This window comes from Ectobacillus sp., assembly GCF_056992975.1.
On the sequence record NZ_JBXKMX010000198.1, the window covers coordinates 1 to 9,473 of the forward strand.

General features: G+C 37.5%; 11 protein-coding genes and 1 pseudogene. 7 read left to right on the forward strand and 5 right to left on the reverse strand.

What is annotated here, in order from left to right; genetic code table 11:
- Positions 1-112: 112 nt before the first annotated feature.
- Entirely contained in the window at positions 113-337 is a 225-nt protein-coding gene (locus tag AC11ZT_RS09025; protein WP_484059281.1) for a hypothetical protein, read from the reverse strand.
- A 307-nt stretch (positions 338-644) separates the two neighbouring features.
- Here AC11ZT_RS09025 and miaA point away from each other — a divergent pair, with 307 nt between their 5' ends.
- A complete protein-coding gene (gene miaA / locus AC11ZT_RS09030; RefSeq protein ID WP_484059282.1) occupies positions 645-1,580 on the forward strand; it encodes a tRNA (adenosine(37)-N6)-dimethylallyltransferase MiaA in 936 nt (311 codons plus the stop codon).
- A 39-nt stretch (positions 1,581-1,619) separates the two neighbouring features.
- A complete protein-coding gene (hfq, locus tag AC11ZT_RS09035) occupies positions 1,620-1,844 on the forward strand; it encodes an RNA chaperone Hfq (RefSeq protein ID WP_379967464.1) in 225 nt (74 codons plus the stop codon).
- A gap of 130 nt (positions 1,845-1,974) precedes the next feature.
- Here the strand turns inward: hfq and AC11ZT_RS09040 are convergent, their stop codons facing one another.
- Entirely contained in the window at positions 1,975-2,964 is a 990-nt protein-coding gene (locus tag AC11ZT_RS09040) for a tyrosine-type recombinase/integrase (RefSeq protein ID WP_484059283.1), read from the reverse strand.
- A gap of 99 nt (positions 2,965-3,063) precedes the next feature.
- Here AC11ZT_RS09040 and spoVK point away from each other — a divergent pair, with 99 nt between their 5' ends.
- Complete coding sequence (spoVK, locus tag AC11ZT_RS09045) at positions 3,064-4,014, forward strand: stage V sporulation protein K (RefSeq protein WP_484059284.1); 951 nt, start codon at positions 3,064-3,066, stop codon at positions 4,012-4,014.
- Between the two features lie 20 nt (positions 4,015-4,034).
- On the opposite strand, the gene AC11ZT_RS09050 is transcribed toward spoVK, so the two are convergent.
- Together AC11ZT_RS09050 and AC11ZT_RS09055 are read right to left on the reverse strand one after the other, a co-directional pair.
- Positions 4,035-4,172: a hypothetical protein gene (locus AC11ZT_RS09050; RefSeq protein ID WP_484059285.1), complete on the reverse strand. Its 138-nt coding sequence runs from the start codon at positions 4,170-4,172 to the stop codon at positions 4,035-4,037.
- Entirely contained in the window at positions 4,173-4,310 is a 138-nt protein-coding gene (locus tag AC11ZT_RS09055; protein ID WP_484059286.1) for a hypothetical protein, read from the reverse strand.
- Positions 4,311-4,450: 140 nt separating this feature from the next.
- Between AC11ZT_RS09055 and hflX the strand changes: the two genes are divergently transcribed.
- The 4 genes from hflX to glnA all read left to right on the forward strand — a co-directional run bounded on the left by hflX (position 4,451) and on the right by glnA (position 8,935).
- Positions 4,451-5,722, forward strand: coding sequence for a GTPase HflX (gene hflX, locus AC11ZT_RS09060; protein WP_484059287.1), 1,272 nt, complete (start codon positions 4,451-4,453; stop codon positions 5,720-5,722).
- Positions 5,715-6,983: a methionine gamma-lyase family protein gene (locus AC11ZT_RS09065; RefSeq protein ID WP_484059288.1), complete on the forward strand. Its 1,269-nt coding sequence runs from the start codon at positions 5,715-5,717 to the stop codon at positions 6,981-6,983. The genes hflX and AC11ZT_RS09065 overlap by 8 nt, the downstream gene beginning before the upstream one ends.
- A 214-nt stretch (positions 6,984-7,197) precedes the next feature.
- Complete coding sequence (locus tag AC11ZT_RS09070; RefSeq protein ID WP_379970253.1) at positions 7,198-7,545, forward strand: MerR family transcriptional regulator; 348 nt, start codon at positions 7,198-7,200, stop codon at positions 7,543-7,545.
- 55 nt (positions 7,546-7,600) lie between these two features.
- Entirely contained in the window at positions 7,601-8,935 is a 1,335-nt protein-coding gene (glnA, locus tag AC11ZT_RS09075; protein WP_484059289.1) for a type I glutamate--ammonia ligase, read from the forward strand.
- Positions 8,936-9,051: 116 nt separating this feature from the next.
- Here the strand turns inward: glnA and AC11ZT_RS09080 are convergent.
- Positions 9,052-9,473, reverse strand: a pseudogene (locus AC11ZT_RS09080) (tyrosine-type recombinase/integrase); the annotation flags it as partial.

Consider the following 9,473-nt stretch of genomic DNA (forward strand, 5'->3'; position numbering starts at 1 on the left):
GAACAAAGTATTCTTCTATATTATAGAAATGGTTTCGCAATCTTACACGTCTTTTGTAAGAAAATCTAACAAGGTTTTTTTAAAAAAGAAGGTTTTGGTACTTCGAACCAACTTATGATGGTAGCACCGATTGACCTGTTAACAGATTGTATGCCGCAAAAAATTTCATTTGTATGTAGTCCCAATCAGGATTCTCACGTAACGATGCTTGAAATGATTGTAGCAAACAGTCAAGCGCAAATTGTAAATCATCTTCCGATACACGGATCTGCTTTGAAGCAGATTGAAGCGTCAAATTATGAACAAGGGATTGTAAGTGGATTATTCTTTGGTCCATTTGAATCTCTCCTTTACCCAGTAGGTTTTATGTCCCAATTTCATAGCTTTTAGAACAATGGCATAAAACAAGATGCGCATACGGTAATAGGTAGACATGTATAGCTACTCATGAAAATGTTAAACATGCATTGATAGGACTACAATATTACTATGCTGTAAGTGGACAAACTATGATGAATAGGATAAAATTCTACATAATTAAAAAATTTCAATTATTATAATGAAAAGAAATTTATTTCTTTTAAATAATAAGAAGTTGGGCATACTAATCTGATGTACAACTTGACATAAAGCGAGTGAAAAGTGTGGGAGATTTAGTAAAGGATAAGATAGTTGTTATTATCGGTCCTACAGCAGTGGGAAAAACGAAGTTAAGTATTGATTTAGCAAAATCTTTGAATGGAGAAATTATTAGTGGAGACTCCATGCAGATTTATCGCAACATGAATATTGGTACTGCGAAAGTGACAAAGGAAGAAATGGATGATATCCCTCACTTTATGATTGATATTAAAGACCCAGAAGAACCATTTTCAGTAGCTGAATTCCAACAACATGTACGTCAACACATACAAGATATAATAAGTCGAGGAAAGCTTCCCATTATTGTTGGGGGAACGGGATTATATATCCAGTCGGTTTTGTATGATTACCAGTTTACTGCCATATCAGGTGACGAAGCGTACCGGCAAGAATTAGAACTGTTTTCACAGCGTGCCGGAGCAACGGCATTATATGAAAAATTAGTGGAAGTGGATCCTGAACGTGCAGTTCATATTCATCCAAATAATATTCGTCGTGTCATTCGTGCCTTAGAAATTCACCATACATCTGGAACGAAGATGAGTGAAGTATTGGAAGAACAGGAGAATAGGATGGTGTATGATACCGTCCTTGTTGGTTTAACGATGGAACGAAGTCAATTATACGAGCGAATCAATAAGCGAGTTGATCTTATGATGGAGCAAGGTTTACTTGAGGAGGTGCGATCCTTATATGATGCAGGTATACGAGACTGTCAGTCTATTCAAGCAATAGGATATAAAGAGCTATATCAGTATGTGGATGGTTTGATTACGCTAGATGAAGCAGTACAATTGTTAAAGACAAATTCTCGACGCTATGCGAAGCGACAGCTCACTTGGTTTCGAAATAAAATGGACGTAGCTTGGTTTGATGTATCAAATGAGACAAAAATGAAAGAAATTTTAAAATATGTAGAAGGAAAGCTACTTTTTTAGTCGAATTAAAGTAAGTAGAGAAAAAGAGGAGGATTCGATATGAAGCAATCTATCAATATTCAAGATCAATTTTTAAATCAACTCCGTAAGGATAACACGTATGTTACGTTGTACTTGTTAAATGGTTTCCAACTTCGTGGTCTCGTAAAGGGATTCGATAATTTCACGGTATTATTGGAAACAGATGGCAAGCAGCAGCTTATATATAAACATGCCATTTCTACATTCGTGCCACAAAAAAATGTAAACATTGAATTAGAATAGTACATAATGATAGCGGTATAATCTTAAAATGATGCCAATTACACATAATATGAAATGGATTGCAAGAAGGTTTGTAATCGTCGTGAAAGGTATATTCAAAGAGGAAACGTAAAGGAAGCTAGGCTATCCTTTACGTTTCCTCTTTATTTTTTTCAAAAGCAAGGAAGCGTTTTAAAGAAAGTTTCGTTTTAAAACCTACTAGCTTCATAATAATGTCCTCGTTTTCACCTTTTTGGACTAAACGAAGAATATAAGTATTGCGAAAGTGTTGTGCAGATATACCTTTACGAATACCAGCTCGAACAACTTCGAGTCGAATCATTTTTTGAATCGCAATTTCTGTTAATTCCTTCGGCGCATCTTGTTCGTATACCCATTTATATGTATTTCGATTAAAATCAAAGGCAACAAACAATGGATCATGTGAATGATATTTTGGACGCACGGCTTCGGGGATTGTTTTGTAGTACCGATATAATATTTGTTTGTCTTCTTTTTTTAATGTAATCGTACGGGTCTTCCCCGTTATCGGTGGAACGGAAAGCATATTTCTTTCAAAATGTACGCCTTGCATAGTAAGTGATGTCAGTTCTTGCAAGGATAGACCGTAATCAAGCATAAGAGAAATAATGGATTGGTTACGATCTATTAGAAATGGACGTGCAGACAGCTGTTTCTCCGAAAGCCCATTTAAAGATATAATGGTTTTCTTTAGTTGTCTTTCTTCCTTTTCAGAAATGAAGTCCTCCTTGCGCAGAGCTCGGTCTGGTTGCGTAATCATTTCGATACTTTGTAATGGATTTTCTAAGGATGGTCGCGATTGTTGTAAAAAAAAATAGATTCGATTTAGAACAATATAGACACGATGTATTGTTTTATCAGAATAATTCCGATTGGATTGCAACTCAAAAAAATAATTTTCGTAGTCTTGAGTGGAAAGGGAAGCCCATATATTGTTAAGAGAGGGATCCTTGTATTTAGTAACCCAACTAAGAAAATCCTCGATATCGTACACATAACGCTTAATAGTAGACTGCTTTCGGCCGATACTCGTTAAAAAAGCAGCAAAAGACAGGATTGTTTGTTGTACTTCTTCATTTTGAACTCGTTGTCTTTGCATACATCCACCCCCTACAGTTTAATAAATTATAACAGAAAACGGTAAATAATGATTTGTTTCCTAGTAACATTTAACATATTGCCAATGGGAGGTTTGTCAGTGGAGCAATCCATTCGTAAAAAAAACCGTAATCAAATAAACATTGTATTAAATAGAACGAATGATATCGTTTCACAAATACCATCAAGACATGCAATAGAAGAGGAAGCTGAAACAAAACATGAGATGCTACAGCAAGTAGAAGAGGAAATGGGAAGGCTTGTTGGAATGGAAAATTTGAAAAAAATTATTAAAGAAATATATGCTTGGATTTATGTAAATAAAAAGCGACAGGAAGCAGGTCTAAAGGCTGAGAAACAAGTGCTGCACATGTTATTTAAAGGAAATCCAGGAACAGGGAAGACAACGGTAGCTCGTATTATTGGTATGTTGTTATTTAAAATGAACGTTTTAACAAAGGGGCATCTCGTTGAAGCTGAGCGGGCTGACCTAGTAGGGGAATACATCGGTCATACTGCTCAAAAAACACGGGATCTAATTAAAAAATCGATGGGTGGCATTTTATTTATTGATGAGGCTTACTCGCTTGCAAGGGGTGGAGAAAAAGACTTTGGGAAGGAAGCCATTGATACACTTGTTAAGCATATGGAGGATAAGCAGCATGAATTTGTTCTTATACTAGCTGGTTATTCGCGTGAGATGAATCATTTTCTTTCCTTAAATCCCGGCTTACAGTCACGGTTTCCGTTTATTATTGAATTTCCGGATTATAATGTGAGTCAATTGTTAGAAATAGGTAAACGAATGTATGAAGAACGGGAGTATCAGATTTCTAAGGAAGCGGAGTGGAAACTTCGTGACCATTTGAATGCAGTGAAGTATTCAAATGGTGTCAATTCCTTTAGTAATGGGCGCTATGTACGAAATATTATTGAAAAATCAGTTCGTTCACAGGCCATGCGATTGTTAGCCCAAGATACGTATGATAAATATGATTTATTGACTATTTCAAGTGCTGATTTGGATTTTGGGGATGAACCGCACAATTAACCACTTGTGCGGCTTTTTTCTTATGAATTTGTATTTCCGGTTTTTGCATAGTTTTCAAGCTTTGTTTTTGGATCATTCGTAGCACCAGGAGCCTGTCCTTGTGCATTTACACTGCTAGCGACATGACCGCGATTGCGTCCGTTATTTCCTTTTGCCATCTAACCTTCTCCTTCCTCACGTACTTTATTTTTATGATGTTCTTCCATTTTTTTGCTTTTTGTAGCGGCAGATTTCGGTTTCATTTCACTTTGTCTAACGGAGCTTTCTTGTTTTCCCATATTTACATGGTTCGTCATACTACCACCTCCTTTTTAAGTAGTATGGCTTTATTTCAAAATGCTAGTAAAAACGTTTCCTCTTCCCCTTACTAGAACAAAAGCAGTTCCTCTGTTATTATTAAGAATAGACTATGTTGTAAAGGAAAGAGTGAACGTATTTGGAGAAAGAAAAAGCGATTTTAGTCGGCTGCCAATTGCCGAACGAACAAGAGGAACGATTTACATATTCCATGGGTGAACTAGCTTCATTAGCAGCAACTGCAAAAGCTGATGTACTTATCACGACGTCGCAAAAGCGTCCGAGATTTCATCCAGCTACATATATTGGAAAAGGAAAGCTAGAGGAACTCGTAGCCCTTGCTGAAGAACTAGAACCGGATTTATTTATTTTCAACAATGAGCTAACACCGAGTCAAATTCGAAATCTATCGAATGAACTTGGAGTTCGTGTTATCGACCGAACACAATTAATTTTAGATATTTTTGCGCAGCGAGCGAAATCAAGAGAAGGTAAGTTACAGGTTGAACTAGCACAACTTAAATATTCCTTGCCGCGGTTAAGTGGACAAGGTACTTCACTATCCAGACTTGGCGGTGGTATTGGTACAAGAGGACCTGGGGAAACAAAACTTGAGACAGATCGTCGCCATATTCGGGATCGCATTGATGAGATGAATCACCAACTATCAGTCATTGAAGAGCACCGAAAACGCTATAGAGAGCGTCGAAAACAAAATAGTACGTTTCAGGTTGCCCTTGTAGGATATACAAATGCCGGGAAATCAACATTGTTTAATCGATTAACCGAATCAAATGTATTTGAAGAAGATTTACTTTTTGCGACGTTGGATCCGACAACAAGAAGAATGACATTACCTTGTGGCTTTACTATTTTGCTAAGTGATACAGTTGGATTCATTCAAGATTTGCCGACTTCACTTGTTGCAGCGTTTCGATCTACCTTAGAAGAAGTCAATGAAGCAGACTTCATTTTACACGTTGTAGATTCTTCTAATCCTAACTTTGAAGGACATGAAAGAACCGTTCGAAAGCTTTTGGCTGAGCTAGGCAGTGAACAAATTCCTTCTGTCACGATATATAATAAACAAGATCAGCAGCATCCAGCATTTCTTCCTTTACCAAATGAGGAGAGTATGGTCATCAGTGCTCTCCGCGAAGAAGATGTAGAACGAGTTAAAGTGAAAATTGAGGAAGAAATGAAGCATCTGATGAAACCATACAATGTAACGATTCCTGCTGCCGAAGGGAAAGTATTATCTCGTTTCATATCAGAAAGTATTTTAGAGGAAATTACGTTTCATGAGGCAATGCAAACATATGAATGCGAAGGATTTTTATTTGAACATTCTCCGCTTATAGGCATTATAAAACGATTTTCAAAGCAAAAAGGAGAAGAGTACGATGTTTAATCGATTGAAAAATGGTAAGAAGTTATATCCAATAGTAAAAAAAGTAGAAGCCATGATAACAGAGGCCCATCAACATATTGATGAAGTGGCAGAAAGTAATCAATTTCGCGTGTTGGAGAGTTTTCGTACGTATAAAATAAGTGATTCGCACTTTATTCCCACGACTGGATATGGGTATGACGATATCGGACGCGACACGTTAGGGGATGTGTATGCGAATGTATTTGGCGGAGAAGCAGGTCTTGTGCGTCCACAAATTATCTCGGGAACCCATGCAATCTCTACGGCATTATTTGCTATTCTCCGTCCAGGGGATGAACTGGTATACATAACAGGAAAACCATATGATACGTTAGAAGAAATCGTTGGTATTCGAGGCAAAGGCATCGGTTCGTTTAAGGAATTTCAAATTGGATACCGTTCTGTTGATTTAACGAAGGATGGACATGTCGATTTTCCAGCAGTGAGAGAAGCAATTGGACCCAAAACGAAAATGATTGGTATCCAACGCTCAAAGGGATATGCAAATCGGCCATCTTATACAATCGCAGAAATACAAGAAATGATTCAGTTTGTGAAGCAAATTAACCCTGAAATCGTAGTTTTTGTTGATAATTGTTACGGAGAATTTACAGAAGAACTTGAACCTTGTCATGTTGGGGCAGACTTAATGGCAGGATCGTTAATAAAGAATCCTGGCGGCGGTATTGTGAAAATGGGTGGCTATATTGTTGGTAAAAAGGAATATGTTGATGCATGTGGTTATCGGTTAACTTCACCAGGTATTGGTGCAGAAGCAGGTGCATCTTTGTATAGTTTACAGGAAATGTATCAAGGATTCTTTCTTGCTCCGCACGTAGTAGCACAAGCACTAAAAGGTGCAATTTTTACAGCGGCTTTGTTAGAAAATCTCGGAATGAATACATATCCGCGTTGGAATATGAAGCGCACAGATTTAATTCAATCGGTTGAGTTTCAAGATCCGGATCGTATGATTGCGTTTTGCCAAGCGATTCAATATGCGTCACCTATTAATTCTCAGTTTACCCCTTATCCAAACTATATGCCTGGCTATGAAGATGACGTTATTATGGCTGCAGGAACATTTATACAAGGCGCAAGCATTGAGTTATCCGCAGATGGCCCGCTTCGACCACCATATGTAGCGTACGTTCAAGGAGGATTAACATATAGTCACGTGAAGATTGCTATCTGCTCAGCGGTAGATACGTTAATTGAGAAACAGCTACTAACTTTATAAAAAGGACTATTCTCTTTTCATACAATAAATATATTTGGTACATGTTAAGAAAGAGGGTTTCTCCTGTCCGAAAGTGAAAATGTGTTATGTCATCTAACATTTATTGACATAACACATACCCAGTAATAAAATAGAGATATGTTAAGGTGAAGGAGGAACTGAAGTGAGCAATGATGAACGCCGCTCTACTCCGCTGTTTCCCATTGGAATCGTTATGAATTTAACGCAGCTTTCGGCACGACAAATTCGGTATTACGAAGAGCACGATTTAATTTCACCTACTCGTTCAGATGGAAACCGCCGTTTATATTCGTTTAATGATGTAGATAAGCTGTTAGAAATAAAGGATCTATTAGATCAGGGCTTAAATCTAGCAGGCATTAAACAAGTGCTTACGATGAAAGCTGCGGGGCTTACACCACCACAGACACCGCATCCAGTAGATAAAAAAAAGCTTTCTGATGCACAACTGCGTAAGCTGTTAAGAGATGAACTTTACCAAGTGGGACGAAATAACCGAACATCTTTGCGACAAGGAGACATGTCCCGATTTTTCCACTAAACATGTGTTTCATGATTTTCAATATAAGATGTTAGGAATTAGGAGGAACGAAACTATGGCAGAGTATTCAAAAGAAGATATTTTCCGTTTGGCAAAAGAAGAAAATGTAAAGTATATTCGTCTGCAATTTACAGATCTATTAGGGATCATTAAAAATGTTGAAATTCCTGTTAGCCAATTAGAAAAAGCACTTTCTAACAAAATGATGTTTGATGGTTCTTCTATCGAAGGATTCGTTCGTATCGAAGAATCGGACATGTATTTGTATCCAGATTTAAGTACTTGGGTAGTTTTCCCTTGGACATCAGAAAAGGGAAAAGTTGCAAGATTAATTTGCGATATTTATAATCCCGATGGTACGCCATTTGAAGGAGATCCGCGTAATAATTTGCAACGCATCTTAAGAGAAATGGAAGCAATGGGATTTACAAGCTTCAATCTAGGACCTGAACCTGAATTTTTCTTATTTAAAGTTGATGAAAAAGGAAATCCTACATTAGAATTAAATGATAACGGTGGTTATTTTGATTTAGCTCCTACAGATCTTGGAGAAAATTGTCGCCGTGATATCGTTCTTGAATTAGAAGAAATGGGATTTGAAATTGAAGCATCCCATCACGAAGTTGCACCAGGTCAACATGAAATTGACTTTAAATATGCAAACGCACTTCAAGCATGTGATTACATTCAAACATTTAAACTTGTCGTGAAAACAATAGCACGTAAGCACGGCTTACATGCTACCTTTATGCCAAAACCATTATTTGGTGTGAATGGGTCTGGTATGCACTGTAACTTATCACTATTCCGTGGTAATGATAATGCATTTTACGATGAAACAGGCGATTTAAAGCTTAGTGATGATGCGCGCCACTTTATTGCTGGTGTATTGAAGCATGCTCCTAACTTTACAGCTGTAACAAACCCAACTGTAAATTCTTACAAACGTCTCGTGCCTGGATATGAAGCACCATGTTACGTAGCATGGTCTGCTCGCAACCGTAGTCCACTCATTCGTATTCCTGAATCTCGTGGCTTAAGCACACGTGTAGAAGTACGTAGCGTGGATCCTGCAGCAAATCCTTATCTAGCACTTGCAGTTCTTCTAGCAGCTGGACTTGATGGTATTAAAAACAAACTTGCAGCTCCTGCACCAGTAGATCGTAACATCTACGTTATGACGAAGGAAGAACGTGAGCAAACAGGAATTATTGACTTGCCTGCAACCCTTGCACAAGCAATAGACAAGCTTCAATCTGATGAAGTAATGTGTGAAGCGCTTGGTGATCACTTACTTGAACATTTCGTTGAAGCAAAAGAAATAGAATGGGATATGTTCCGTACACAAGTTCACCAATGGGAACGCGATCAATATATGAACATCTATTAAGATTGGAAAAGCTATCGAAACCCTTGATACCATTGGTATCGGGGTTTTTTTATTTTTGTGGGCAGTTGTATGAAACTAGTAGTTGAAAATAAACGCCCACAAATTGCCCACAAAAATTATTCGAGAACATTCTTCATATAATCATCAAATTTACCTATTCGATCATTCTCAATCTTTTTACTAATATGCGCGTACACATCTGCGGTAATTTGCATGCTGCCATGTCCTAGTCTTTCCTGTACGTATTTCATGTCTGAACCTGATTCCAGTAATAATACCGCGTGTGTATGACGTAAAGAGTGGATAGGGAGTGATGGTAGTCCAGTTTTTTTAAGATTCGAGTAAAAGAGTTGAATAAGCTCGATTTCGGCATATAATTCCCATCATTTCCGCATAGAACTAAATTTAGTTCATGGTGATAATTTTCTTATAATGCTAACTTGTTTTGGTTCTGATAATTTTTATGAAACTGTAAGTCGTTTGCAAGACCCTGGCTCATCGTAATCACTCGTTTTGAATGGTATGTCTTCACATCCCC

What these genes read in the sequence shown, in the direction of transcription:
- AC11ZT_RS09065 (WP_484059288.1), top strand. Translation starts at nt 5,715, where the DNA reads ATGTTTAATCGATTGAAAAATGGTAAGAAGTTATATCCAATAGTAAAA.
- hfq (WP_379967464.1), top strand. Translation starts at nt 1,620, where the DNA reads ATGAAGCAATCTATCAATATTCAAGATCAATTTTTAAATCAACTCCGT.
- AC11ZT_RS09050 (WP_484059285.1), bottom strand. Translation starts at nt 4,172, where the DNA reads ATGGCAAAAGGAAATAACGGACGCAATCGCGGTCATGTCGCTAGCAGT.
- AC11ZT_RS09040 (WP_484059283.1), bottom strand. Translation starts at nt 2,964, where the DNA reads ATGCAAAGACAACGAGTTCAAAATGAAGAAGTACAACAAACAATCCTG.
- glnA (WP_484059289.1), top strand. Translation starts at nt 7,601, where the DNA reads ATGGCAGAGTATTCAAAAGAAGATATTTTCCGTTTGGCAAAAGAAGAA.
- AC11ZT_RS09025 (WP_484059281.1), bottom strand. Translation starts at nt 337, where the DNA reads ATGGACCAAAGAATAATCCACTTACAATCCCTTGTTCATAATTTGACG.
- AC11ZT_RS09055 (WP_484059286.1), bottom strand. Translation starts at nt 4,310, where the DNA reads ATGACGAACCATGTAAATATGGGAAAACAAGAAAGCTCCGTTAGACAA.
- AC11ZT_RS09070 (WP_379970253.1), top strand. Translation starts at nt 7,198, where the DNA reads ATGAATTTAACGCAGCTTTCGGCACGACAAATTCGGTATTACGAAGAG.